21 protein-coding genes are annotated in these 25,756 nt (G+C 44.6%); 5 read left to right on the forward strand and 16 right to left on the reverse strand.

The features are described 5' to 3' along the window. Positions 1-102: 102 nt before the first annotated feature. From CWO08_RS05695 to CWO08_RS05720, 5 genes are all read right to left on the reverse strand, one after another. Positions 103-1,887, reverse strand: coding sequence for an ABC transporter ATP-binding protein (locus CWO08_RS05695; protein ID WP_107899096.1), 1,785 nt, complete (start codon positions 1,885-1,887; stop codon positions 103-105). Beyond that, on the reverse strand, positions 1,881-3,644 hold the full coding sequence (locus CWO08_RS05700) for an ABC transporter ATP-binding protein (RefSeq protein WP_102431486.1): 1,764 nt from the start codon (positions 3,642-3,644) through the stop codon (positions 1,881-1,883). Before CWO08_RS05700 ends, CWO08_RS05695 begins: the two co-directional genes overlap by 7 nt. A gap of 232 nt (positions 3,645-3,876) precedes the next feature. Further along, positions 3,877-4,389: a hypothetical protein gene (locus tag CWO08_RS05705; RefSeq protein WP_108020069.1), complete on the reverse strand. Its 513-nt coding sequence runs from the start codon at positions 4,387-4,389 to the stop codon at positions 3,877-3,879. Positions 4,390-4,402: 13 nt separating this feature from the next. Continuing rightward, positions 4,403-6,514 (reverse strand): LruC domain-containing protein, encoded by a 2,112-nt coding sequence (locus CWO08_RS05710; RefSeq protein ID WP_108020070.1) that lies wholly within the window; start codon positions 6,512-6,514, stop codon positions 4,403-4,405. A gap of 572 nt (positions 6,515-7,086) precedes the next feature. Next, on the reverse strand, positions 7,087-7,605 hold the full coding sequence (locus CWO08_RS05720) for an NUDIX hydrolase (protein WP_048659118.1): 519 nt from the start codon (positions 7,603-7,605) through the stop codon (positions 7,087-7,089). Between the two features lie 302 nt (positions 7,606-7,907). Here CWO08_RS05720 and CWO08_RS05725 point away from each other — a divergent pair, with 302 nt between their 5' ends. Together CWO08_RS05725 and CWO08_RS05730 are read left to right on the forward strand one after the other, a co-directional pair. Further along, positions 7,908-8,162, forward strand: a complete 255-nt coding sequence (locus CWO08_RS05725) for a DUF333 domain-containing protein (RefSeq protein ID WP_017079683.1) — start codon at positions 7,908-7,910, stop codon at positions 8,160-8,162. A 211-nt stretch (positions 8,163-8,373) separates the two neighbouring features. Further along, the gene (locus CWO08_RS05730) at positions 8,374-9,051 is read left to right on the forward strand and encodes a hypothetical protein (RefSeq protein ID WP_048663358.1); all 678 of its coding nucleotides are present in this window, start codon (positions 8,374-8,376) and stop codon (positions 9,049-9,051) included. Positions 9,052-9,055: 4 nt separating this feature from the next. Here CWO08_RS05730 and CWO08_RS05735 read toward each other — a convergent pair whose 3' ends face one another. After that, the gene (locus tag CWO08_RS05735; protein ID WP_108020071.1) at positions 9,056-9,934 is read right to left on the reverse strand and encodes a YdcF family protein; all 879 of its coding nucleotides are present in this window, start codon (positions 9,932-9,934) and stop codon (positions 9,056-9,058) included. Positions 9,935-10,241: 307 nt separating this feature from the next. Here CWO08_RS05735 and CWO08_RS05740 point away from each other — a divergent pair, with 307 nt between their 5' ends. From CWO08_RS05740 to CWO08_RS05750, 3 genes are all read left to right on the forward strand, one after another. Next, the gene (locus tag CWO08_RS05740; protein ID WP_004730160.1) at positions 10,242-11,612 is read left to right on the forward strand and encodes an L-serine ammonia-lyase; all 1,371 of its coding nucleotides are present in this window, start codon (positions 10,242-10,244) and stop codon (positions 11,610-11,612) included. A gap of 464 nt (positions 11,613-12,076) precedes the next feature. Then, on the forward strand, positions 12,077-13,555 hold the full coding sequence (locus CWO08_RS05745; protein ID WP_108020072.1) for a peptide MFS transporter: 1,479 nt from the start codon (positions 12,077-12,079) through the stop codon (positions 13,553-13,555). Positions 13,556-13,758: 203 nt separating this feature from the next. Next, on the forward strand, positions 13,759-14,541 hold the full coding sequence (locus CWO08_RS05750; protein ID WP_108020073.1) for a siderophore-interacting protein: 783 nt from the start codon (positions 13,759-13,761) through the stop codon (positions 14,539-14,541). 123 nt (positions 14,542-14,664) lie between these two features. Here the strand turns inward: CWO08_RS05750 and gntR are convergent, their stop codons facing one another. The 10 genes from gntR to CWO08_RS05800 form a co-directional block, all read right to left on the reverse strand. Beyond that, positions 14,665-15,666 (reverse strand): gluconate operon transcriptional repressor GntR, encoded by a 1,002-nt coding sequence (gene gntR / locus CWO08_RS05755; protein ID WP_102478589.1) that lies wholly within the window; start codon positions 15,664-15,666, stop codon positions 14,665-14,667. Between the two features lie 139 nt (positions 15,667-15,805). After that, positions 15,806-17,308 (reverse strand): NADP-dependent phosphogluconate dehydrogenase, encoded by a 1,503-nt coding sequence (gene gndA, locus CWO08_RS05760; RefSeq protein ID WP_102431479.1) that lies wholly within the window; start codon positions 17,306-17,308, stop codon positions 15,806-15,808. A 3-nt stretch (positions 17,309-17,311) separates the two neighbouring features. Then, positions 17,312-17,809: a gluconokinase gene (locus tag CWO08_RS05765; protein WP_019820437.1), complete on the reverse strand. Its 498-nt coding sequence runs from the start codon at positions 17,807-17,809 to the stop codon at positions 17,312-17,314. A 117-nt stretch (positions 17,810-17,926) separates the two neighbouring features. Then, complete coding sequence (locus tag CWO08_RS05770; protein WP_108020074.1) at positions 17,927-19,249, reverse strand: TRAP transporter large permease subunit; 1,323 nt, start codon at positions 19,247-19,249, stop codon at positions 17,927-17,929. After that, a complete protein-coding gene (locus CWO08_RS05775; RefSeq protein ID WP_017058622.1) occupies positions 19,242-19,799 on the reverse strand; it encodes a TRAP transporter small permease subunit in 558 nt (185 codons plus the stop codon). Before CWO08_RS05775 ends, CWO08_RS05770 begins: the two co-directional genes overlap by 8 nt. Before the next feature lie 65 nt (positions 19,800-19,864). Then, positions 19,865-20,881, reverse strand: coding sequence for a TRAP transporter substrate-binding protein (locus CWO08_RS05780; RefSeq protein ID WP_019820432.1), 1,017 nt, complete (start codon positions 20,879-20,881; stop codon positions 19,865-19,867). Positions 20,882-21,081: 200 nt separating this feature from the next. Next, on the reverse strand, positions 21,082-21,984 hold the full coding sequence (locus CWO08_RS05785) for a multidrug transporter (RefSeq protein ID WP_108020075.1): 903 nt from the start codon (positions 21,982-21,984) through the stop codon (positions 21,082-21,084). A 137-nt stretch (positions 21,985-22,121) separates the two neighbouring features. After that, entirely contained in the window at positions 22,122-22,826 is a 705-nt protein-coding gene (gene phnR, locus CWO08_RS05790; RefSeq protein ID WP_048669555.1) for a phosphonate utilization transcriptional regulator PhnR, read from the reverse strand. Positions 22,827-22,894: 68 nt separating this feature from the next. Then, entirely contained in the window at positions 22,895-24,604 is a 1,710-nt protein-coding gene (locus tag CWO08_RS05795) for a putative 2-aminoethylphosphonate ABC transporter permease subunit (protein ID WP_371714586.1), read from the reverse strand. A gap of 21 nt (positions 24,605-24,625) precedes the next feature. Continuing rightward, the gene (locus tag CWO08_RS05800) at positions 24,626-25,735 is read right to left on the reverse strand and encodes a putative 2-aminoethylphosphonate ABC transporter ATP-binding protein (protein WP_108020076.1); all 1,110 of its coding nucleotides are present in this window, start codon (positions 25,733-25,735) and stop codon (positions 24,626-24,628) included. Between the last annotated feature and the right edge of the window lie 21 nt (positions 25,736-25,756).

Here is a 25,756-nt window from a genome sequence, read left to right on the forward strand (position 1 = left end):
AATTTCCCTAACCCATTGGGAATATTAGAAAACAATAGAAACTGGTGAAGCATAGACAAGACCAATTCGTCTTATTGAAAGCAACAGCCTGATTTTGGGCAATTAGGCTAACGTAGCTTGAGAATCGCCCGTTTCTACAATCGATTCTTGTAACAAGCCAGCATAAATACCATTGTGCGCCACCAGTTGTTGATGATTACCTTGCTCAACAATTTCACCCTTTTCCAACACCAAAATGGTGTCTGAGTGACGAACAGTACTCAAACGGTGGGCAATCGCAATCACGGTTTTCTCTTTGAACAGACGCTGCATCGCTTTTTGAATGAGATCCTCGGTAATCGAATCTACCGAGCTGGTTGCCTCATCTAGCATCATCAGTTGTCCACCTTGGGCGACAGCTCTAGCGAACGAAATCAGCTGCGTCTGCCCTACCGATAAGTTTGCCCCGTTCTTATCTAGTTGGAAGCCATAGCCTTGAGGCAGTTGTTCAATAAACTTATCGGCATAAACATAACGCGCCGCCTGCTCAATCTCGGTACTTGATAAATGTTCTTTACCTAGTGCGATATTGAACGCAATCGTCTCTTCGAATAAATGCACATCTTGCATCATCATCGAGAACAAATGTGTCGAGTCTTCACTAGAGATCTGCGACAGCTCAATGCCATTCAGCAGTATGCTGCCTTCATAGTCTTGGTAGGTTTTCGAGATCAAACGCAGAATCGTTGACTTACCTGAGCCTGTAGAGCCCACCAGTGCGATTTGATGCCCTTTCTCCAATACAAACGAAACATTCTTTAGAACGTACGGAGCATCATCTTTGTAGCGGAAGCTTACGTTCTTAAACTCAAGGCTTTCAAACTGCTCTAACGGTTTAGCAACCTTCTCTGATGGCAGCAGGTTGCGCCCCTCTTCTTCGGTCGGTTCAACAAACAGCTCTTCGATATGGTCGAACGCGGCAAATGAGCTCTGAATCGAAGTAATCTGTGAGGTGAAGTCTCGAATCGGTACGAACACTTTTTCTAAGGTGTTGATGAACGCAATCAGCACACCCAAGGTGAGCACCCCTTCTATCACTTGCTCAGAACCGTACCAAATCATTACCGCGATGGTGATGGATGTAATACCAGAAATGAATGAGAACAGAATAGCGTCGTATTTATTGATCTTTTTCTGCGCTCTCAAAAACTCGTCGGTATAGCCTTGGTAACGTTGTTCGACTTGCTCTTCTGCTCGGTACATCTGTACGGTTTTCATACCAAACAGCACTTCTTGCAAGAAGCCAATACCTTGAGCCAGTGACGAACGAGTCACCTTATACAGAGCACGAAGTCGATTTCGAACATGTACAGTCAGATACATGACCGGAGGCATGATGATCAATACGATCAGCGTCAGCTTCCAATCAATTAAGAACATCATGACCAGCAGCGCAATGGTGTTAATGCTGTCTTTTACCAAACCGACAACCGACTGAACAAACGTCTCACCGATGGTTTCTAAATCACTGGTTAGACGCGAGAGCGTGACACCGATTGGTGTATTGTCAAAGTAACTGCGTGGCAATTTCAAAACACGAGCAAACAGAACTGAGCGCATGTCAGTAATCGTGTATTGACCTGTTTTACGTAGGTTATATGCGTAAGTGGTATCCACTACATAACTGACGATTAGTACAGCAACGAGGTAGAAAACGTATTCTAACAGCCCGTCCATATCACCATGACTCAACTGAACGTCGATCACTTGAATAATCAACCATGGGAACAACAAGCTTGTGATGACAGAAAGCGGAAGCATCGCAATGCCCAAAATCGCCGAGCCTTTGTATTTCTTAGCAAACTTAAAGAAATGCTTGAGGTACTTGAGGTCAACACCTTTTAACATGCTGCTGCCTCCGTTTCATTTTGCTGTAGTAGCCATGTCTCGTAGTAGTAATCGCAAGTTTTCAGTAGGGTTTTATGGTCGCCCTTAGCAATCACTTTTCCTTCATTCAACACGATAACTTCATCCATGTATTCAAGTGCATTAACACGATGTGAGACAACAAGAACCGACTGATTTTCCAATCGCTTAAATAGGCCTTCTAAGATTTTTCTCTCAGTCTCGTAGTCAACGGCAGACAGAACGTTATCCATAATGATGAGATCGGTTGGTTGTAATAGAGCACGAGCAATGCTCAAGCGCTGTTTTTGCCCCCCTGACAACATAATGCCCTTCTCACCGACTAAGGTTTGGTCACCTTGCTCAAAGCGCGTCACATCACCGGCTAATTGGCTAAGCTCTAACACTTCATCAACCTGGCTTTTTGCTAGCTCGGTATCGCCGCTACCAAAACGAATATTCGCTTCAACAGTTGCTGAAAACAAATACGGGTCTTGGGTGACGGTTTTAACGTAACGACGTAAATCGCTACGCGAGAAGCTAGTGATATCTCTATCACCAAGCAGTACTGAACCTTGTGGAGTGTCTAAGTGATGGTTCAAACAGTTCACCAACGTCGTTTTGCCCGCACCGATTCCGCCTAACACTCCGACTTTCTTCCCTGCTGGAATATCAAAACTGATGTCATCGAGAATCAGACGCTCTTCACCCGGGTAGCTAAAGCTTAGGTTACGCACGGAGAACGTTTTTCCTTTAAGCGATTTCACATCGAGCTCAGAAAGCTTCTGCTCATCCAACTCTGGGATTTGGGCATTAAGAATAGTTTGTGCGCTTTGAATACCGACCATACCGCGCTGATAAATCGTCGCGATTCGTCCTAATTGCATAAGCGGCATGGCGAGCAAAACTGAGTAAGTTAGGAATGCTGTGATTTCACCTAGGGTCAGTTCCTGTCTCATCAACATAAAACCACCTAGACCTATAATAATGATTTTCATTAGGTCATTGGCGTAATCGAGAACCGGCATAAAGAAGACTTGGATACGCGTGATTTTAAGGCGACATTCAAGTAACAGCTGATTCAGCTTCTCAGTCTCCGCTTTTACCCAAGGTGACATCTGCTGGCTTTTAATCAGATCAATCCCAGACAGATAACTCATCAGTTGTGCAGACAAGTTTTGCAGTCGCTTCATATGCTCTAGATGGAGCGTTTTCATGCGCTTAAAGCCCACTCGGAAAATCACGAAAGCGATTGAAATCGGAATGATCGAATACAGGGTTAGTTCTGGCGATATACGCCACATGTATAGCGGCGTTAGCGATAGAGCGAGCAACGCATTAAAGAATTGCAGAAAGCCAACACCAAACATCAAACGAATACCACTTAGGTCATTGTTAATGATTGAGATTAAACGGCCAGAAGCAAAGCGCTCGTGAAAGCTGTTTGGCAAGCGATTCAGTTTTTGTAGAAGAGTGGTCTTAAGTGAAGCTTCTGTAATTCGCCCGGGGTTAAGCGCGTAAATGCGAGACAGAATCCTAACAACGACCATAGCAACCGACATACCAACAACGATCCACACATAGGACTGCAACTGTTGATGTCCACTTGAAGAGGCGTCATCAATCAGGTCTATTGCCAATTGAATATAACGAGGGATTTCTACTTGTAACCAGTTAACGAGAAAAATGAACACAACCGCAAGTAAGTACGAGGTGCGATTCATGCGCAAGTAATGGGCAATAAACTGTCTTTTATTCATAACATTCTTTATTGAGGGCAGGCGTATAGCTATTTGGTGATTTTGCTTAAAAAGCACTTCACGATATGGCAAAGATACATCAAAAACACTTAGTTGACAATATCAACCATATTCAATAATTCGTCATCGCTATTCATTTTTCGTATTGTAGAAACAACTTTGCCGCCAAATAATGGCGGCAAAGGTATTAGAAGTGATAATTAAAAGCTAAGGCTCCAATCCAGTACTGACTTTAAAGAAGCACATCCACTTTATCATTTTCAATATTATATGAGCTCTTCACTTCACTGCCCAATGCTGATGGGTACCACACCTCGACCCAAACTTTATCAACATGGTTTGGCAACAGTAGCGTTGTTGAAAAATCAGTGTCTTCATTGATAGGCATTCTTAGCACCTGAGATGTGTAGTCGACCACGTCCCCATCAAACTCAGTGTACAAGCTCATAAAGCCCCGCGAACTTTGTGAACTTGCGACATCGACCGTCACAGCGACTTCCCTCTCAGTTGAGAAATCAAAGCCTTCCGGTATGGTCAGCTCGAACGAGCTCAACACTTGTGCCGCAGGCGCGACGCTAGACGTCACTGTGTTATTAGCAGATGACGAGTTGCCTGATGAAGAATCATCCGCTGGTGGGACAGAGCTTGGAGCTGATGTGGTAGAGCCTCCACCACCACCGCCTCCGCCACACGCTGCAAGGAAGACAAGAGTCACACTACTTAGCATTAGTTTTGATAGTTTCATAAATCCTCCTTGATTAATCTTCAGTAGACCAAGTTTTGTCTGAGTTAGGGTTTAGATACCAAGTCGGTTTAGAAGAACCGCCAGACGTCGCCCATTCTGCAAAGTCTGGGAACGCTTCACTGATATCAATGTACTCGGATGGGTGATTCCAAGGAGATGAAATCAAAATACCCCAAGGCATGTTTTGCGTAGTTCGGTAGTATTTTCCACTATCTGGGTCTGAATCATCTTGTGCCACACCGTAAAAGTCGCTTACTAACGTACCACGTGACGTTGGTGGAAGATCCGCTGTATGAATTTCAAGATCTTTACCCGGAGAGCCAGTAAAACTTGAGCCATGGTAATAGCCTTCACCTGGACCAAAGATGAACGGGTCGAAACCACTCAATGGTAGCAGTGAACTTACCGTTGGTTGATCGTCGTCGTTAAACGGTAGTGAGATACTGAACGTCATTTGGTCAGACTCAAGAGATGGGTTACAAGATGGGTTGGTACGGTGGAACATACACTCATCGTTAATCGGGATATCATTTTTCAAGTTCAACGAAGCGACAACAACAAGGTCACCTCCTGGCGATGCAACCGATTTATCTTCGCCCGTAAACGGTGAGATATTCACACGAGTTGCGCCGTTTTTCTGCACTCTGGCGGTCTGCAAGTCGACATCCGACTCATCAAAGCCACTCAATTTCCAACCTAAGCCGTTACCATAAGAGGCACCGTAGGCCATGATGCTACCGCTGATATCCATACGCAATACAGCATCGTCTTTACTCAGAATGGTGGTTCGGTAATAAACAACAACATCGTTTAAATCGAAGTCACCAACTTCAGGCCAGTTATCTTCGAACGCTGCAGTGTAGTAGTTAGAGTGCTGAATTGTGGTTCCCGGATCAGTCACGTTGAACACGTAATCCTCGACTTCCCCGTCACCAACGTAACCATCACTTGGGATGTTAGGGCTGCTCGCTAGACGGAAACGTGTTTGTACAGTCCCCACACTCGCATCATCAGCCACTCGAATTGGAACTACTTGGCCCCCTTCAACAACCGAATGATTTTTCAAGATTTGTTCATCATCATCGAAAGTACCACTCAAGTCCCAGTCAGCCCAAGCTTGTAGGTAACCATTACCCACAACGTTAACGTTGATGAGACTATCCAACCCAATTTCTAAGTTAGTAAGTAGCGTAATACCGTCGTCATCATTCCCGTCAACATCCAAGTCATCACCGTTTGATAAGGCGCCCGGTTGTCCGTCAGAGTCTGTATCGATACTGGCCCCTAGATAAAGCGTTGAAGAGACAGCATGTTCAGCACCATTGCTTGCTTGTAACGTTCCATAAGTGTCCGGCGCATCACCAAAATCAGACTCGTCAGAACTCTCAATTGGCGTAGTAAAGCCACTTAAGTCCCAGTTACCATCAAACGCTGAAAAGATTGGGTTAGGGAAACCACTGCCACTCGTAGTAACAGTTTCAAACTGAAGCGTAACAATAGAGGTATTTTTGTAGGTAAACTTAACCGCACCTGACGTATCCGTTTCAGAATAATTGGTGCCTGGTCCGGTGAAGAGGACTGAATTGCCATCAGCACTCTCTTCGGCGGTCAAGCTGGCACTTGCACTCCCCAATTGATAGCTGAAAAAGCCTTCACTTTTAAATACTCGTACTTGCTCTGACTGAACGGGCTCGCCATCAATGTCATAACCGATCATTTCAAATTCAGGAATAGTGTAAGGGACCGAGAAAGTACCTGACAGACCATCTGTTCCGTCAAAGAACTCAAAGGTATAAATCAAACCTGCAGAACCGGCAGAGTTAGTCTGATAGAGGAATCCAATATCACCAGAGGGCTGAGTTGAGCCTTCTTTGTAATTAGGTGCATGAAACACAAATGTCGCATCACCAAATACGCTACTGGATACCTTAGCATCAATAGTCTTTCCATCGTGTGTACCGACATTTAGGAAATGCATGGAGGCGCCATCGTAGGTTGGCCCCGCCCAACCACTACTTCCGTTCGTTGACTCTATGTGGTTTGAAAAATCCAAATCCACGATGGTTGCGTGGACTGGGACGCTAACTATTGCGCCAATGAGATAGATAATTTGCTTGTATTTCATAGTAAACCTCGACTTATTCTTCGCTTGGGCGATTTCCTTGAAAAGTACGTAAACTCTGAACGGCAAAGCTAAATAAATGTCTCCCTAAAATCTGATGCTACGAGACAAAGGATGTCTACTTTTTTATTTTGGTGCCGACAAAACGAGTTGCATAAGAGATAAAAGCAAGAGGGAAGCCAAGTTTTTGAACACTTAGAAAATAAACATAACAACATGAAAGTATTAGTTTATTTTTCTAAACACTCCTTAGGCTCTGGACCAAATAAACACTATATTCAAAATAGGAATCAATTTGATGAATGAAGTGACTCAATTTGACAGCTTGTCTTTAATTGGAGTGTGAGAAGTAGACTCCAAGTGAATAAACATGTCGTTTAAACAGAAGGAAGCGGCGTGAAACTAGAGAAATAATGGCTGTTGGCTTTAAGAAAAGTTAGATGGCTGAAAGCGATAACAATGAACTGTTTAAATACGGGGGAAATTAAACAGTTCAAAGGTCGTTGTCGGCTGCACTTCAGTTACAGCTGAACAATTAATTCTGTGCAATGACTGCAGTATGAGGTTTGGTGAGGTTAAAGCATTTCTTTGGCAATCAAATGCAGCAAAAAGGTTTCACGTTCAATACTCATGCCCTTTTTAGGGCTCTCAGCCATGGTCTTCTCGTTATGAGCGATCGCTTCATGAATATTCATCCACACCGGTTTCATCCCGTTTTTCACTTCATAATCTTCGTAAGCTGTTTCACCAAGATCACGATCAATCTTGCATGAATAGCAGTAAGAAATCATGTGCATCATGTCTGCATCGTCTTTGTACCAAGGACGAAACTCTTCAAAAATACCGAACGGCTTGATGCTATGGATATTCTTCGCGCCAGTCTCTTCTTCGAGCTCACGAACCATACCTGCGATCACATCTTCCCCTTCATCCAAACCACCACCAGGAATGGTGTAGTCGTGATAACGCTCTGTATACAGCATCAGAATGTCTTCACCATCTAACACAATGGCACGGGCAGCATTGCGCTTATAGACCGTTTTATTGTCTAGATGGTCGATATCAGGGTGAATGGTTGTTTTTAGGTGTCTCATGATTCTGACTGCTCTACTGAATTTGGCGGCATCATATCATAATCATCAATAGATTCGAGGCTCACAACCGCCAACAAGAACTAATCGGACGGGGATATTCCAACGGTAACTTGAATCCACTTAGCTTGATCTAACACTCAAAAAGTCGTTAAACATGAAGAAATATCAACCTATTTCAATATCTTGACCAAATTAGGACAACCTTTTCTGAAATCTAAAATATACTCATTTCATAGAGCTTCTCATTTGGTTCTGTAGAACTTAACGCATTCAATTATAGAGTTATCACGTAGGAGATAAGCATGAAGAAAATTGGTTTGATGGCTGTATGTGCCGTTGTATTAGGCGGTTGTGCAAACGACTATGCGGAATATAGCGAAGGCCAACGTGTTTCAGTCGCTAACCCAGCAGCGGTTTATTGTGTTCAACAGGACGGTGAATTAGATACGGTTACTGAAAACAATCAGCGCACAACTTACTGTGTATTCGATGACGGCGAGCGCATTGAACAGTGGGAGTACTACCGCAATAACCATGAGCAAGAAACTGAAAAGTAATCACTTCTATTACAAGTTTCCAATCTCAAAGCTGTAAAATCCTCCCCCTAAAAACTCAATTATGTTACGTAGACTGTCTGCCATAAGGCAGCGGTTTACCGTACATACACACCAATTGAACACTGTTTTATTTCTGACGCAGCTCTGACATTAGCCTAACCTACACCGATAGAATGCCCGCCTGTTACAAAATTTTACACATAGAATTATTATGAAAAGCCAATCAAAAACGAAAGAACAAACTCAAATGTCATTTGAACTGCCAGAGTTCACCCTTTCTCAGTCGACATCCCAAGTGATCTACAAACGCTGCCAAACCGCTCTCATTGTTTTAGCGATTGGTATTGTCGCAAACCTTGCGCTTCGAATTGATTTCGTATTGTTGAATGGCAATGTTGGTGAGATCTCGGTGACCGAGATGCTGCAGCAGTTACTGCTTATTATCTCGTCTGGGTCCTTTGCTTATCTAGCAAGAGAGAAGCGCGAAGTTAAGCATGCAGCTATGCTCATCAGTGCATTTTTCGGTGTGATGTTTATTCGTGAAATGGACTTTTGGTTCGACAAGATTGTACATGGCGCTTGGGTTGTTCCTGCCCTATTGGTTGCTGGTAGCGCAATCTTCTATGCGATTAAAAATGGTAAACGAACCATTGATCAACTTGCGCTTATTCTTGCTTCCCCACACATGAATTTGCTAGTGACTGGCGTGATGCTTCTGTTGGTGTTCTCGCGCCTATTTGGCATGGGCAGCTTCTGGCACAATGTTATGGGCGATGATTACGTTCGAGCGGTTAAAAATATCGCTGAAGAAGGCACTGAGCTTCTAGCTTACTGTCTGATTGCCTTTGCTAGTTTAAAGACCGTTATTGGCATCACGAGAAAGAAATGATCACCTATCGCCACCAGCGATGTGTGTGAGCGGATTCTGGATCTAAATAACGATTCAATAAAGTCAGGTTAGTATCTAGTAGAGCTAGGTATTCCCTGACTTTTTTTATATCCGTACCTACTGGAGTACCTCGAATACAGCCTTCCAATACCGGAAGCAGACTTTCCACAATACTAAACTTAGGTGAACTTCCGACTAAGCCTTTTGCTTTCGCCAAGGCTTCCAAGGAAAGCCTTTCTGGCTCCGACCTCACCATCTTCAAATCTCGCTTAAACGCTCCGGCACATACTCCTTCGAGATACACTCGGTACATTGTAAGCACATCCATCAATAAAAACAGCTGACCTTGAGTCGTTTGGTGAGGATATGGGACTGCAACATGAGCCTCCAACTTGCGATCTATCTGCAGTTCTACGCCAAGCGCCGAACACTTTTCAACGAGAACTTTGAGCAAACCTTGCTCGTCCATTAGCGTTTGAATCTCAAAGATTCGTTGCAAGTGATAGTCATTCGACACAAACGTTATCTTTACACCTTGCCCACGAGTAAACAGACCACTCTCTATCATCTCAGCAGCTAAATTTTGGATGTTTTCTACAGTATTGGTTGAATGCTGCTCTAATAAAATCGCTCCCAGAGTAAACGGGACTTCGCGGAGGCTTTCCAACTCTCGAAAGTATCGGTGCATCGCATCGGCTTCCGAAACACTCTGCCCTTTGGTTACCCCACCACAAAAAGCGACCGCTGTAGACGAGCGACGCTCTGCGTTCAAGGACTCCGCCAGATACTTCACCAAAGCATCAACTCGACTGATTCCTTCCTCAGTCAATTCATTCTCATTAAGCCGTTTACCCAGCACAATAAGGAGGTTATTAATGCTCATTTTATGTTCAAGTCTCGTTTTGGGGATTAGATGGAGTGAATTATGTATACAATACTTGTGAACAAAAGTATTTTGAAATTCTTATAAGTTGCTCGCAATAATGCTCACTATTGCAAAGCAACACAATAAGGTACTCGACAATCAAAGTGCAGCTTAAAAGCACAATAGCACGATCATAGGGTCCACAGGGCTACGCTGGTTAGCGTTAGTTTTAAACAGAGAACGCTTTCACACATATAAGTGAAACGAACAAAATACAAATTTTACACAGAGTTCGTCCATCGAACCGTCTTCACAGGAAGTTACTATGCTGTCTATTTTTGATATCTACAAAATTGGGGTTGGGCCGTCCAGCTCCCACACAAATGGACCAATGATCGCTGGGTTTAACTTTACCCAAAAAATTGATGCTCAGCTTAAGCAAGTGAAGCGTATTCAAATCGACTTATACGGCTCGTTATCATTAACGGGTATTGGTCACCACACAGACAGAGCGACCTTGTTAGGTTTGCTAGGTAACCGCCCCGACACCATTAAAATTACCAGTGCTAACCAAGCAATGCGTAAGGCGATTGAAGACAAATCTCTACTGGTGAGCGGTAACCATGAAATTCATTTCGATGTAGAAAGCGACCTGCTCTTCCACAAAACCAACCTTCCGCTGCATGAAAATGGCATGACTATCTCTGCATTTGACGCAAGCGGTAGCCTTCTGGATATGGAAACCTACTACTCGATTGGTGGTGGCTTTATCGCAACCGCTGATGAGCTACAAAACGGCAAACAGGAAGCAGAAACACAAGTTGAGTTCCCTTTCTCTTCTGCTGACCAGTTGCTTGAACTCTCAGAACAACAAGGACTTAGCCTTGGTGGCTTAATCCTGCGCAATGAAGTTTCATTCCAAGATATGGATGTGATTGACCAGAAAGCCGACCAAATTTGGAAGGTGATGTCATTGTGCATGCAGCGTGGTTTTGACACCGAAGGCATTCTTGATGGCGGTCTAGAAGTCACTCGTCGAGCACCAGCTCTTTTGAAAAAGCTTGAGGCGAATGCTTCGATTGAAAACGATCCAATGGAGATCATGGATTGGATTAACCTATTTGCCTTTGCTGTAAGTGAAGAAAACGCAGCGGGTGGCCAAGTGGTAACATCTCCAACCAATGGTGCGGCTGGCGTTATTCCTGCGGTATTAATGTACTACCATCGTTTCATTAAAGAGCTAGACACCAAGCAGTTGAAAGACTTCTTGGCAGTCTCTGGCGCTATCGGCATCCTATACAAAACCAATGCTTCAATTTCTGGAGCAGAAGTAGGTTGTCAGGGTGAGGTTGGCGTATCTTCATCAATGGCTGCTGCTGGCTTAACCGCTTTGCGCGGTGGCAGCAACGAGCAAATCTGTATCGCAGCTGAAATCGCAATGGAGCATTCTCTAGGCATGACATGCGATCCGATCGGCGGGCTTGTTCAGGTGCCATGTATCGAGCGTAACGCAATGGGTGCAATGAAAGCCATCAACGCATCACGTATGGCTCTAAAACGCACCAGCAAGTGTCTTATCTCGTTAGACAAGGTTATCGCAACCATGTACCAAACAGGTAAAGACATGAACAAGAAGTACCGTGAAACGTCTTTAGGTGGTTTAGCGGTGATCCACATGGCGCCACCGTGTGAATAGCTAGATGCGATGAATAGTCGAGATACAGAGAATAGTTGAAACGCAATACATCGTTGACACGCACAATGAGAAATCGCCTCACTCAGAACCGTTATTGTAAACTTAGTTTTCGATATCCAAACAAAAGCCAGCCACCAAGCTGGCTTTTTTATTGGCTAAAATCCAACAGCCAATTGAAAGTGATACTCACTTGAACATTTTACAAGATGACCAATGTTAACTTTTCCTTTATCCGTTCATTACTTAGCCACAAATGAAGGTAGTTAAATTTCTCACAGTTATGCATCCATTATCAAAATCTAACATTGCAAATTTCATTCATGAGAAATATCAATGCACTCATAAGAAAAGGTATATCGAGTAAAGTTCTGTTTGGGATGCATGTTTCATTTTATGTATTGCTAGTGATGGTATTATAATTAGGTTATTACACTACATCTTAATACCAATGTGAGAATAAAATAATGTGGAATAGATTAAACAAATCAATGATGTTCTGCCAAATGATGTTTGGACTTTCGTTCTATGGCGTCATGGTGATCTTGACTCGTTTCTTCCTTGAAGATCTTAACTACAATGAAGCCGACACAATGATGGTTGTTGGTGCTTTCTCTGCAATCGGACCGCTATTTGCTATTGCAGGTGGCTTTATCGCCGACAAGTTTTTAGGCGCTTACCGATCTTTAACCATTGCCTTCCTAGGGTTCGCAAGTGGTTACGTTCTACTGGTACTTGGTGCAGCAGCAACCAATGTTCCGATGGCATTATGTGGTATTGCGTTAGCAAGTTATGCACGTGGTTTGATGTCTCCTTCTTACCCAAGTCTTTACAAACGCACGTTCAAAACTCAAGAAGATTTTGAGAACTGCTACCCAATCAACTACTCAGTAAACAACATTGGCGCTCTACTAGGTCAATACCTGTTCCCAATGCTAGTGCTTGTTGTTGGTTTCCACGGTGGTTTCCTTCTTTCTGCTGTTCTAGCAGGCGCTGCGCTTCTAATGATGATCTTTGTTCGCAAGGGCCTTGTTGAAGCAAGTGCTGAAATCGATCAACAACCAGTAAGCACTAAAAACTGGGCAGCCTTCCTTGGCCTTTCTGCAGCAATGATTGGCTTGGTATTCTTCATGTTCTCTAACATGGATATTGGCCAAAACATCGTATACGCAATTGGCGGTGCAGCGATCATCTACTTTGTCTCTTTGATGATGAAATCGAAGAAGTCAGACATGCTGAAAATGGGCACTATCTTAATCATCACATTCCTGACGACCTGTTTCTTCGTGTACTACGGCCAGATGATGACGTCGATGACTATGGTAGCAATCAACACCATGCGTGGTGACCTATTTGGCTTCATTCCTGTTGCACCAGAAGCGTCAATGGCGATGAACCCACTATGGTGTATGGTTGCGGGCCCTATCATCGCGGGTATCTTCTCTAACCTAGAAAAGAAAAACATTAACTTCTCTACGGCAACGAAAGTCGGTTTCTCATTCATTCTAACGGCTATCGCTTTCGGTATCCTAACAATGGCAGTGACCACAGTTGGTGATGACGTTCTGATTCGCCCTGAAGTATTCCTAGCGATTCACTTCTTCCTAGCATTTGGTGAAGTAATTGTTGGCTCTATGGTTGTAGCCTTCATCCTGTCAGTTGCACCTAAGCACATCGAGAACTTCTCAGTAAGCTTGTTCTCTGTTGCTATCGCACTATCGGGCATTGTTGGTGCCGTATTCTCAACGTCTATTGCACTAGAGAAAGGCCAAGAGATCACACAAGAGATCGTGCAAACGGTTTACGGTGATTACTTCCAAATGCTGACTGTTCTTGCAGTCGTGATGGTAGGTATCGCAATGGCTGCATCGTTCATTATTCGTAAGATGCTAGAAGCAGCGAAAGCCGCTGAAGAAACTATCGAACTAGAGCAAGCAAACAGCTAATTACTCTCACGTTCAACCGCTCTAACACATTAAGCCCTTTAGTTTTCTAAAGGGCTTTTTTTGGCGATGAGTTTGACCCACACAGATCGAGGAGTTCTGGCTAGATTGCATTTATGTAAATTGTAGTAAATGATAATTATTAGTATTGAGAGTTTTCTGGTTCAGGATTATGATGTCGAAATCAAAATCCAAGAGAGCCTTATATGAGCAAGCCTAGCCCTATCACATTAACCGTTACTCAAACCTTAACCATTACTCCAAACATGCAGCGTATAACACTTAGCGGTGAGGGATTAAGTAAATACCCAACAGAATGTGCCGGCGGCTACATCAAGCTTTTATTCTCGCCACTCGGCACCACAGATTTGAGCCAATTGAATGAAGGTGAGCGTCCTACCATGCGCACTTACACTATTCGTCAGTACAACCCAGTAGAGCAATTTATCGAAGTCGATTTCGTTCGCCACATCACTACAGATATGCAATGTGGTTTTGCTGCAAGATGGGCAATGAACGCACAAGTGGGTGATACTATTTCCGTGGCTGGTCCGGGTCTAATCCAAGGGCTAAACCTTGAGTCGGATTGGTTCTTCTTAGTCGCAGACATGACTTCACTCCCTGCGCTTTCCGCAAAAGTAAAATCACTTCCAGAGCACGCGAAAGGTCACGCTGTGGTTCAAATCAACTCAGCAGCAGACAAGCAAACTCTTGAAGCGTCTAAAGGCATCAAAATCACTTGGTTGATTGAAGATGAAACTGAAGAAACACTATCACAAACCGTTCGCAGCATAGAATGGTTAGACGGTCAGGTTTCAGTATGGACAGCATGTGAATTTGAAAGCATGCGCGAGCTAAGACAATACTTCCGCAACGAAAAAGAAGTCGCAAAAGAGAACATCTACATCAGCAGTTACTGGAAACGTGGCGTAACTGAAGATGGCCATAAAGTGCTGAAACAACAAGATGCTCAAGCTTTAGCGAACTAAAGATCATTGCTACAAAAGCACTTAAGCTAAAAGCACAAAAACAAATTGAAAACGCCCTTAACACATCATATCGTTAAGGGCGTTTTAGTTTTAATCCGATAAAGAGCAAAACCGGACTAAAAATTAAATACTCTCGCCTACTTCAATCTCATAGCCAAGATCCAACTTCGCAATCCACTCTTTATTACCTTTTAAACGCGCCACAACTTGTTCTGCGGCGACTTTACCAATTTGCTCCCTAGGTGTTACCACTGTCGCCAAACGAGGCGTCATCGCCACTGTAATGTCATGTCCGTGGAAACCGGCAATCGCCATCTGCTCTGGTACTTGAATACCACGACGTACACATTCGTAGAAAGCACCGATTGCTAAATCATCGTTGGTACAGAAAATACCATTCACTTGAGGGTGCTTCTCAAGTAATTCGCCAATCAGTTTTGCACCAAGAGTAAACGAGGAAGCGTCTTCCGTTTGCAGTGTCACGGGCGACTTGTCGGCTTCTTGCATCGCATGTTCGTAGCCCGCCATTTTTAAGCGAGTTCGCTCGTCCATACGTGCTGCTAAATAAGCAATATTGGTACGCCCTCGTTCGAGCATGGTTTTAGTCATAGCCCTAGCCGCTTCGAAGTTATCAAAGCCAACAGCTTGTTCAATTCTTGGCGATACCGAGTCCATAATCTCAATCACAGGAATCGACGCGGTCTGTAGCATCTTACGCGCTCTATCGGTATGCACATTTTCAGACAGAATAATTGCATCCACATTGTATGAGAGCAGCGAAGCAATACTCTGTTCTTCCAGTTCTGCGCTATAGCCATAGTGGGCAATCATGGTTTGATAGCCTGCTGGTGCGGTGACTTGCTCGATACCACGAATAACTTCAGCAAAAACTTGGTTAGTTAGCGAGGGAACCAACACACCTATTGCATTACTCTTTGCATTGGAAAGAATGTCTGGTGCACGGTTAGGGATATAGCCCAGTTCATCGACTGCGGCATTGATCTTGTCTCGTAGCACTTCTGAGACTTGAGAAGAATCTCTCAGACAGCGACTCACGGTCATCTTGGTGACACCAACTAAGTTGGCAACATCTTGTAATGTTGGACGTTTTTTCTTATTCGACATCATTAATAATTGTTATTTTTGAGTTATGTTACTGGTAACAGTGTATCCAACTGACTTGGAATTTGAAGCCTAATTTACTAAAAGGTTGATATAGCATCACAATTACAAACGCCCTCATAGCGAGGGCGTTATACATTGTTTAAGCGTTAACTTCCGTTCTTGGAGACTGACTCCAAGTCACGTGAAACTTTTCAGCCTCATCTCTATCGACTCGCGAATAAGTGTGGGAACCAAAGTAATCCCGTTGCGCTTGCAGTAAGTTCGCTGGCAATACTTCACAGCGCAACGAATCAAAGTAACTTAATGCTGAACTGATCCCCGGCATCGGCACACCATATAAGGCCGAATTAGCCACAGCAATACGCCAAGCCAACTCACGCTCTTCCACTTGTTTGATGAAAATCTCGTCAAACAACAAGTTCGTCAACTCACTATTTTGTTGGTAAGCCGACGTGATACTTTGCAAGAAAGCAGCACGGATAATACAACCCGCTCGCCAGATCTTAGCTATTTGAGTGAAGTCTAGGTTCCAGCCTTCTTTGTCTGACGCTGTTTTCAACAAGTCAAAGCCTTGAGCATAAACAGATAGCTTGGCGCAGTAGAGAGCGTCATGAAGCTCAGAGACTACCTCCGCTTTGTCCAACTGGCTGGCATCCGCAATATTGCCTTTTAGAAGCTGACTCCCTTGAATACGTTGTGATTTTTGACCGCTCATTGCACGAGCATAGACCGCCTGTGCAATGGTTGGCGTTGGACAACCCTCTTGTAGACTATTCACCGCAGTCCACAATCCAGTACCTTTCTGCCCAGCCTTATCCAGCACAACATCAACAAAAGGCTTCCCAGTAACAATATCGTCTTGCTGAAGAATATCGGCGCTGATTTCCATCAGGTAACTGTTTAGAACACCGTTATTCCACTGTTCGAAAACTTGGCCAATCTCTTGAGCTGGCATGTCCAGAACATCACGCATGAAATGATACACTTCGCAGATGAGCTGCATATCGGCGTATTCAATGCCGTTGTGCACCATCTTAACGTAATGACCGGTGCCAGAAGGGCCAACATACGCCGCGCACGCCTCACCCGCTTCAAATTGAGCAACAGGTAAACCGTTTACATCCACTTTAGCAGCAATCGCTTCCCACATTGGTTTTACATATTGCCAAGCAGACTGGTCACCACTCGCCATTAGCGCAGGGCCAACACGAGCCCCCTCTTCACCACCAGAAACCGCGGTACTGAAGAAACGTAGCTTGCCCTTATAGTTCAACTCACGAGTCTCGGTATCTGTCCATAAACTGTTACCTGTGTCGATAACAATGTCGTCACTCTCCAAACCTGCATCAAGCAGATTATTTACGACGATATCGACAGGTTTTCCTGCAGGAACTGATAACGCAATAACACGCGGTTTTGCTAAGCCCTGGAGCATATGTTCAAGGCTAGTGCCTTTAGTGAATTGACCTTTACCTTCAAAGGATTCATTAAGCTGTTTCGCTTCTGAATTTGCGCGATCGACGTTGTCAGCGTTTAAATCAAAACCCGCGACGTTGAATCCATTGTCGAGTAGGTTGAGCGCCAAGCTTTTGCCCATCACACCCAAACCAATCATCGCGATGTCATTTTTTATCTGAGTCATGGTTTAGCCTATCTGCTTAATTTGTTTAAGTGCACTTTCTACGACTTGCTCAACATCTTGCGAGATATCGACAAATAACGCTTCATCTAGCTCCGGTTCAACCAAGGTTTCAAACTGGCTTTTCAACATCTCTTGACCATTAAAATAATGATTTTCACGAGCTTTATGACGATTCCAAATCGTATCGAAACTGCCCTGTAGATACACAATCACCAAATCTTCATTGTTGTTGCGCAGAATATCGCGGTATTGCGGCTTTAATGCCGAGCAAGCGATCACAGCGCTTGGTTGTTCGATATATTGCTTATTCAGTGTTTCCAGCCATCCTTGACGATCTTCGTCTGTCAGTGGAATACCTTGGCGCATCTTTTCTACATTGCTTTGCGGATGGAAGTCATCTCCATCAAAAAACTGGAGCGTTAATGCTTCTGCGATACGGCTACCAATCAGGCTTTTTCCGCATCCAGATACGCCCATCACGAGTATTTTTTTGCTTTTCATAAGGCAAGCCTTCCCTAAGCCCCAACCAAAACTGGGGCTGACAATCGAATCTAATAGTTAAACTTGTGTTGTTGCGGTTCGGTTCCTGACGCTAAGTCTGGTCAGGAACCTTTGTTGTTATTGCCACCAAAGCGCGAGTTGTGGGAAGACGATAACCAAGCCTAAAACCAACACTTGAAGTGCAATGAACGGCAGTAGTGACGTGAATATCTCACCCAAGCTGATGTCTTTTGGCGCTACCGATTTCAGATAGAACGCCGCAGGGCCAAATGGCGGTGACAAGAAAGACACCTGCATGTTTAGACAGAACACAACACCAAACCAAACTGGGTCGAAGCCGAGACCAGTAATGATTGGAACGAAGATTGGCATTGTCAAAAGTGCTACACCGACCCAGTCAAGGAACATGCCGAGTACCAGCAAGATAGCCATCATGATTAACAACGTTACTGTCGCGTTGCCGCCACTTAGCGCAAGGATGGTTTCTTCAACAAAATCAATACCGCCCATCAGGTTGTAGATACCAACCAGAGCACTTGCACCGATACCAATCCACATGATCATGCCGCAAGTACGCATTGTTGCCATGGCACTCTCTTTCAGCATGTTGTAGTTCAGCTCACCACGGATTAGTGCACTGATCATAATACCAACCACACCCAAAGCAGAAGCTTCGGTTACTGAAGCGATACCTGTGTAGATACTACCTAGAACGGTTGCTACTGAAAGCAGCGGGAAGAACAGAGCCTTGAAGTAGCTAGGTTGATTAGCGATGTCTTCTTCTGTCTCATCATCACTCGGAATCGGTGCAAGAGAAGGGTTTAGCTTACAACGAATCAATACGTAGCCGATATAACAACCCGCTAGGATAAAGGCTGGTAAGAAAGACGCTTTGAACAAGTCACCGATTGATACGCTGGCTGTCATGCCATAGATGATCAGTACGATACTTGGCGGAAGCATGGTGCCTAGCGCGCCACCCGCACAGGTTGTACCGATAGCAAGCTTACGGTCATAACCCAAGCGAAGCATTTGAGGCAGAGCAAGAATACCAAGTAGTACGGTTTCACCACCGATAACACCTGACATTGACGCCAATAACACGGCTACCAATAAAGTTTGTACCGCAACACCGCCGCGAACCTTACGGCCAACCGATTTCATGGCATCGAACAGGTCCCGTGCGATACCAGAACGGTCTAAGAGCGCTGCCATCAATACGAACATTGGGACGGCGAGGAATACATAACCAGAAGCAAAGCTGTAAGTGCGGATCGCAATCAAAGGCAAGGCATCAGGGCCAAACCAACACAGGGTGAAGAAAATCGCGACAAAGCCTGTTACGAAGGCCAGCTGCATACCAGTGAGTAGCAAACCAATCATCATAACCAGCATGAGTAAACTGCCCCATGCGATACCAATAGAAGATAAATCAAACATCGTCATTCTTCCTTAGACCCATCAACTCTTGGATTAGGTGCAATACAAACTGGACAACAAGAACACACAAAACGACAAAGATCAGACCTTTAAGCAGCGCAGGATAAGGCGCGTTTAACACTGAGCCTGATGTCTCAAGACGAAATTCACCCCAAGGTGCAAACCACGCTTCTTCTGCAGTGAAGTAAGCCGCGTAAGCAAGCATGCCCGCAAAGGCTAAACCAACAATGTGGTGAACAAGATTAAGATACTTACGTGTTTGGTTAGACACTGAATCGTAGATAAGAACAACACGTACATGTTTATCAGCCGCGAAAGCGTAGATGCCGCCGATAATGAATAATGAACCACCGATAAATGAAGCCGTCTCGTGAACCCAAGTGGTTGGGGCGTCAAATGCATAGCGCATCACAACTTCGTAAAATGAAATCAATACAGTGAAGATAAACAACCAGCTAACTAAGTTGCTGAATTTTATGATAAGACGATCAAGCCCGTTTCTTGGCTTTTCATCGTTTTCAGCTGGTGCGTGAGGGATTTTGTCTGTCATGGGCCAAATTTCCTGGGAGAAAATGGGAGAGCAATGCTCTCCCCCATCAGTAAGCTAAGTTTGAATTACAGTAAGCCGTTTTCTTCTAGGAACACGGTAACTGAGGTGTAAACTTTCTGTGCGTTATCAGAGCGCTCTGCAAATACTTTCCATTGACCTTTTGCGATCTCACGGAACTTCTTACGCTCTTCTTGAGACCAGTCATGAATAGTGATTTCTGGGTTCGCTTGCGCTTCTTTAACTGCTGCTTGGTCAGCCATTTTTAGCTGAGTCGTCATGTCGTAAGAAAAGTCACGCACAGATGTTTGTAAGATTGTTTGTAGGTCAGCAGGCATCTTGTCCCATTTCTTCTGAGAAACAGAGATATCGATAAGTGGCAACGAGTGGAAACCCGGTTGAACTGGGTGTGTCGCAATATCGTTCATGCCCGCTTTTTGGTTTGTCGAGAATACTGTGTAGTCCGCAGCATCAATTACGCCCTTGCTTAGACCGGTAAATACTTCAGAGCCCGGAAGGTTTACTGGAGTCGCACCCGCTGCTGCGAACACTTGTTGTACTAGACCTTCAGGTGCACGTAATTTAAGACCTTTAAGATCCGCGACACCGTCAATTGGCTTTTTAGAAATGAAAGACTCAACACCTGTTGTTGAAGCACCAACGAACTGAACACCGTAAGGCTTGTAAAGCTCAGTCATTAGCTCGTTACCGCCACCGTAGTTCATGTACTGAAGCAGTTGTGTTGTGTCTGACCATGCACCAACCATGTTACCGATAAGACCAAATGCTGGATCTTTACCAGAGAAGTAACCTGTTGCTGTGATATGACCATCAAGGATGCCCATCTTGATCGCGCCGAGCGTTTCAGTGTGTTTAACCACAGCACCTACAGGCAGAAGGTCGATGTCGATACGTCCGTTAGACATCGTCTCTACACGCTCAGCCCACTTCTGCTGAACCTTGAAGTTCAAATCACCAGATGGATCTGAAGATTGAATCTTAAGTTTAAAGTCTGCAGCCATTGCTGATGTAGCAAATAGGCCGGTGAGGGAAGCAGCAATCAGCGTTTTAGTCAGAGCTTTCATTTGGGTATCCTTATGAGTTTCACAGAGTCCGGTTTGTAATTATATGTTACCGGTAACGTTGGGGTAAATGTTACCGGTAACTTTACAGCCTTGTCTATGAGAAGGATCACATCTTTAACATTAGTAAAACGTTTGCTATCAATAAGGATAATGTGACTGAAAAGTCACATTATAGGTTGGAGGTGTGAATTAATTTCTTTTTAAGTCAGTGAGATAACTAAACCGGCAATAATAAAAACGACGCCTACACCGCGAGTCATGTGCCACTTTTCCTTTAAAAAGTAGATCCCCATCACTACGCCGAAGATGATACTGACTTGCCTAAGTGCCACAACCAAGCTGACGTTCTCTGTCATGGTCATCGCAAATAACACTAAGCCATAGGTCGATGCCATCATAATGCCTGCAACCGTGGCTTTCTTACGTAGTATCCACGCGTTGGTAAACTCGACTCTTTGATTGTTCACCAACAACCAAATACTCAACGGAATCACGATCGCCCAAAATTGAATACCTAGGTAGAAAATCGCCGTGTGTTTGTTAGTAATGGTAGGCGTGCTTAACGGCTCCAATAACAAAAGCGCTTCTTTATCAATAATGGAGTAACCCGTGGTGCCAATAGCGGCGATGAGTGCCCACAACACGCCAAGGTTTAGGTAAGCCTTGAGCCTCAGCTCAGAGAATTGTTTCAGTGGAACAAACAAACAGCCTAATGTGATCAGTGCAAAGCCAATCCATTGATTCAATGACAGCTCATAGCCAATCAATACGGTTCCCAAACCAACCATCAGTACTGGTAGCGCTCGTGCCATTGGATAGATAACACCAATATCAGCCTGTTTATAGGCGATGCCTAAGCCGATTAAATAGATGATTTGGCAAATACCGCTCAAGAAGAGTAACTGCCAAAATGGAATTGTGATGTTTTCAAAGCCGACGCTGTAGACATACCAAACCAAATAAGGAGTCAGAATCGCGGCAGCGGCAAAGCCAGACGCTAAGAAGAAAGATGAGCCAGAGCCTTGATTTGATTTACCGAGGACATTCCAACCCGCATGCAGCAGAGCTGAGATAATCACGATGATGATGGCAGAGAATTCCATTTCATTCCTAACTTATTGACTGATAAAAGCAGTCGCTGAAAACAGGGGATAAAAAAGGCCTCCAGATAAGAGACCTTTGATCGTTTCAATTGAGCAAGCTCAGAGAATTTAAGGTGTGCCAGCGTTCTAACGTATGACTAGCGTTCTAACTGTGCGATCGACTCTATACTGATCGCGTCATGACGCCAATACTCAATATCACAGTCAATCAAATCGCCATTTTGATTGTAGTTAACACGCTCTACCACCATTGCAGGAGAGCCAGAAGTCGCACGCAATGCTTGCGCGGTTTCACCCAGCAAAGACGTTGTACTCACACGGTAACGAATCTTCTGATACACCACGCCAAAGTGCTCACGGTAGATGTCGGTCAGTGATTTAGACAGGTCATAATCGAGTAAGTTAGGAAACAACTCTGGTCGAATGTAGTTCGTCACATACACAACCGGTCTGTCTTCAAGGTAGCGAACTCTATCGACTCGATAAACATCGGAGAACGGTTGTAACTCAAGAAGCTTAGTCGCCTCCTTGGTTGCCAACATCCCTTTTGCTGCCACTAACTCAGTTTTCGGTTGACGATTTTGCGCCAGAGCCATATTAGTGAAGTTCAGTGTTTGGGTTGGATCGTAACGAAGCGGCGCTGGTGAGATAAACCAACCGCGGCGATCTTCTCGGTAAATACGCCCTTCAGCTTCAAGCGAAGACAAAGCTTCACGTAAGGTAACTCGTGTTGTATCAAACGATTCAGCCAGCTTACGTTCTGCAGGCAACTTCTGTCGTGGCGTTAACATCCCCGACTCTATCTGCTCTACAATGACATCTTTGATTTTTACGTACTGCACTTAATTTCCTTTCATTCTTGTTCTTGTCGTCAGCCACTCCTTGGCCAACTGCAATATAAAATGGTTCGCTAGCGTTTGCGCCAAGCTTGGGTGCGCTTCTCGAAAAACTTGTTGATTAGCATATGAATCAACTTCGCACTCGCTGCAGATATCATGATCATTACCGCCATGGCTGCTGCTGCACCGGTTTGCCCCGCATCGTCCATATTCAACACTGAAACTGACGCAGGTATCGTATCGGTAGAATACAAGAATACTACCGCAGATGTCGTGGTAAGTGCATTAATAAACAGGTATGTCGCAATATCTAAAATCGCAGGCAAACAAACGGGCACCGTCACCTTAAAAAACAGCTTGTATTGCGGTAGGTTAACCGAGGCCGCCGTGGCTTCAATTTCCGAAGGTAGCTGTTTCAATGCCGTTAACGCCGTCATGTGCCCTACTGTGTAGTAGTGAACCACCGTATTAATCACCAAGAACGCCATCGTGCCATACAGGAAGTTAAGTGGGTTACTCAAGTCATTGAAGTAGAAGATATACCCCAAACCCAGAACCATACCCGGAACGGCCATCGGCACAACACTGAGCATCTGCATCGCCTGACGAACGGGACCAAATGCTCTGCCCTTCTCAATACAATACGCACCTAAGAAAATCAATACGGTGCCGATAATGGCAGTCCATGCACCAAGCGTCAGAGAGTTGAAGAACGGTGTCCAACCATAGGTACTCATCTCAGCAAAGTTGTAGTTATTCAGGGTGAGCGCTTTGTTCCAAGGCCAGAAGGTGACCATAGAACCGTATATCGCCATGCCCAACACGATAACGACAGCAGCCGAAATGACCGTGCAGTAAAGGAAACACAATCCATCACGCATGGTATTTGGCTCTGGTTGGTACGCGACAGAACGGGTATCAAACAAGCTCTTCTGTTTCTTTTGTACCCAGCGATCCACTGTAAACGCAAGTAGCGCAGGCAATAGCAACAAGATACTGGTTACAGCACCCATCGAAAAGTTCTGCTGACCAACCACCTGCTTAAAGATATCTGTAGATAAAACGTTGTAGCTACCGCCAATGACCTTTGGTACACCAAAGTCACATACCACCAACGTAAACACAACGATCAGAGTACTGATCAAGCCATATTTGGCTGCAGGTAAGGTCACCATGAAGAAGGTTTTAAGCGAGGAAGTATTTAGAGCACGGGCAGCCTCATAAAGACGAGCATCAGAAGTTCTGAGTGAAGTGGTTAGAATCATCAAGGCATGTGGGAAAGTCCAGAATATCAAGCCGAGTGAGATACCAATCAAGCCGTATACCGAGTTGCCGCCCAAGACTTCTTTGGCGATACCTTGATTACCAAATAGGAAGATCAAGCTGATCGCAGGAAGCAACGACGGAGCTAGAATCGGCGCTGAACCCAGTACTTGAAAAAGCCCCTTAAAAGGCATGCATGAACGAGTTAGCGCATAGGCATAACCAAACGCCAAGACACCCACGACAACGGTCACTAACAACCCGAGCGTGAAGGTATTGCCCACCGACTGCCACAGGCTTTGAGACGCAAAATACGTAGCGAAATTCTGTAAGCCTACAAATTCACCATCTGCGTTCTGAACACTCTTTTTCAACATTGCCCACAGTGGCATCAGGATAAACAACGTCATGACCACAGACAAAAAGGCCAACAGCCCAAACAGAATTACGTTGTCTTTGCTTAACCGAGCCAGAAAAGGTTGTACTCGTCGTTGAATTAGCAGCTTAGATTGCATCATTTGAGTCGATTCCATGATTGTTTACGCCGCCTCGTCTTTCATCACTTGCAAGCTTTTCGATGGGTAAGCTCTCAGGCCTTCTTGATCGAATGCAACGTAACGAATATCACTGCGACGCAGCTTCAATCGGTTGAACTCTTTGACGGGTACATCCACGATGATCTCTTTCGCCGTTGAGTCATGTTGCAACTCGCACTCCACGCGATAAAACGCCCCTAAGAATTCGCTTGATACGATTCTCACTGGCAAGGATTCACTAAAACGATCAACAAACTGGATTTGCTCAGGACGAACCGCGATATCAAACATATCACCCTGCTTTGGTGTCAGGTTGTCTAGCCCAAGCAATGGCAACATAGACTCAGCAATACGCATCTTGCCTTGAGCTGCTACAGAAGCTTGAATAAAGTTCATACTGCCGACAAACTCAGCCACGAAACGACTGACGGGTTTTTGGTAGATCTCTTGTGGAGCGCCCACTTGCTCGATAATACCGTGATTCATTACCACAATGCGGTCAGCCATGGTCAAAGCTTCATCTTGATCGTGCGTCACCATAATCGTGGTGATGCCCAATTTACGCTGCAATTGACAGATCTCGTCGCGCAGGTGTGTTCTTACTTTTGCATCCAATGCAGAAAGCGGTTCATCAAGGAGTAGCAAACCTGGAGACAAAGCCAAAGCACGAGCCAAAGCCACACGCTGCTGCTGCCCACCAGACAATTGATTTGGGAATTTCTGACCAGACGTCGGTAAGCCGATGGTCTCTAACCAAGACTCAACCGTCTCAAGAGCTTCTTTGGTCGACATGCCTTGGTTTTTAAGGCCAATCGCAATGTTTTCTTCCACAGTAAGGTTCGGGAACAAAGCGTAAGACTGGAACACAATGCCAAAGTCGCGCTTTTCTGGTGGTAAGAAGGTCGTATCCTTACCGTTCTGCTCAATAGAACCTGAAGTAGGTAAATCTAAACCTGCAATCGCACGTAATAAGGTGGTTTTTCCACAGCCAGATGGGCCAAGGAAGCAGACGAACTCGCCTTTATCTATCGATAGGGAAATGTCTTTTAACGCTGTGAATTGGCCAAATTGCTTTACAACGTTTTCAATATTCAAATAAGTTTGGTTGCTCATACTACAGCACTCTCTATATGG

Source organism: Vibrio sp. 10N.286.48.B8 (assembly GCF_003050085.1).
Taxonomy (GTDB): domain Bacteria; phylum Pseudomonadota; class Gammaproteobacteria; order Enterobacterales; family Vibrionaceae; genus Vibrio; species Vibrio crassostreae.

Bases quoted from the DNA above. Each gene is read 5' to 3' on its own strand.
- CWO08_RS05695 (WP_107899096.1), bottom strand. From the start codon at position 1,887: ATGTTAAAAGGTGTTGACCTCAAGTACCTCAAGCATTTCTTTAAGTTT.
- CWO08_RS05700 (WP_102431486.1), bottom strand. From the start codon at position 3,644: ATGAATAAAAGACAGTTTATTGCCCATTACTTGCGCATGAATCGCACC.
- CWO08_RS05705 (WP_108020069.1), bottom strand. From the start codon at position 4,389: ATGAAACTATCAAAACTAATGCTAAGTAGTGTGACTCTTGTCTTCCTT.
- CWO08_RS05710 (WP_108020070.1), bottom strand. From the start codon at position 6,514: ATGAAATACAAGCAAATTATCTATCTCATTGGCGCAATAGTTAGCGTC.
- CWO08_RS05720 (WP_048659118.1), bottom strand. From the start codon at position 7,605: ATGAGACACCTAAAAACAACCATTCACCCTGATATCGACCATCTAGAC.
- CWO08_RS05725 (WP_017079683.1), top strand. From the start codon at position 7,908: ATGAAGAAAATTGGTTTGATGGCTGTATGTGCCGTTGTATTAGGCGGT.
- CWO08_RS05730 (WP_048663358.1), top strand. From the start codon at position 8,374: ATGAAAAGCCAATCAAAAACGAAAGAACAAACTCAAATGTCATTTGAA.
- CWO08_RS05735 (WP_108020071.1), bottom strand. From the start codon at position 9,934: ATGAGCATTAATAACCTCCTTATTGTGCTGGGTAAACGGCTTAATGAG.
- CWO08_RS05740 (WP_004730160.1), top strand. From the start codon at position 10,242: ATGCTGTCTATTTTTGATATCTACAAAATTGGGGTTGGGCCGTCCAGC.
- CWO08_RS05745 (WP_108020072.1), top strand. From the start codon at position 12,077: ATGTGGAATAGATTAAACAAATCAATGATGTTCTGCCAAATGATGTTT.
- CWO08_RS05750 (WP_108020073.1), top strand. From the start codon at position 13,759: ATGAGCAAGCCTAGCCCTATCACATTAACCGTTACTCAAACCTTAACC.
- gntR (WP_102478589.1), bottom strand. From the start codon at position 15,666: ATGTCGAATAAGAAAAAACGTCCAACATTACAAGATGTTGCCAACTTA.
- gndA (WP_102431479.1), bottom strand. From the start codon at position 17,308: ATGACTCAGATAAAAAATGACATCGCGATGATTGGTTTGGGTGTGATG.
- CWO08_RS05765 (WP_019820437.1), bottom strand. From the start codon at position 17,809: ATGAAAAGCAAAAAAATACTCGTGATGGGCGTATCTGGATGCGGAAAA.
- CWO08_RS05770 (WP_108020074.1), bottom strand. From the start codon at position 19,249: ATGTTTGATTTATCTTCTATTGGTATCGCATGGGGCAGTTTACTCATG.
- CWO08_RS05775 (WP_017058622.1), bottom strand. From the start codon at position 19,799: ATGACAGACAAAATCCCTCACGCACCAGCTGAAAACGATGAAAAGCCA.
- CWO08_RS05780 (WP_019820432.1), bottom strand. From the start codon at position 20,881: ATGAAAGCTCTGACTAAAACGCTGATTGCTGCTTCCCTCACCGGCCTA.
- CWO08_RS05785 (WP_108020075.1), bottom strand. From the start codon at position 21,984: ATGGAATTCTCTGCCATCATCATCGTGATTATCTCAGCTCTGCTGCAT.
- CWO08_RS05795 (WP_371714586.1), bottom strand. From the start codon at position 24,604: ATGATGCAATCTAAGCTGCTAATTCAACGACGAGTACAACCTTTTCTG.
- CWO08_RS05800 (WP_108020076.1), bottom strand. From the start codon at position 25,735: ATGAGCAACCAAACTTATTTGAATATTGAAAACGTTGTAAAGCAATTT.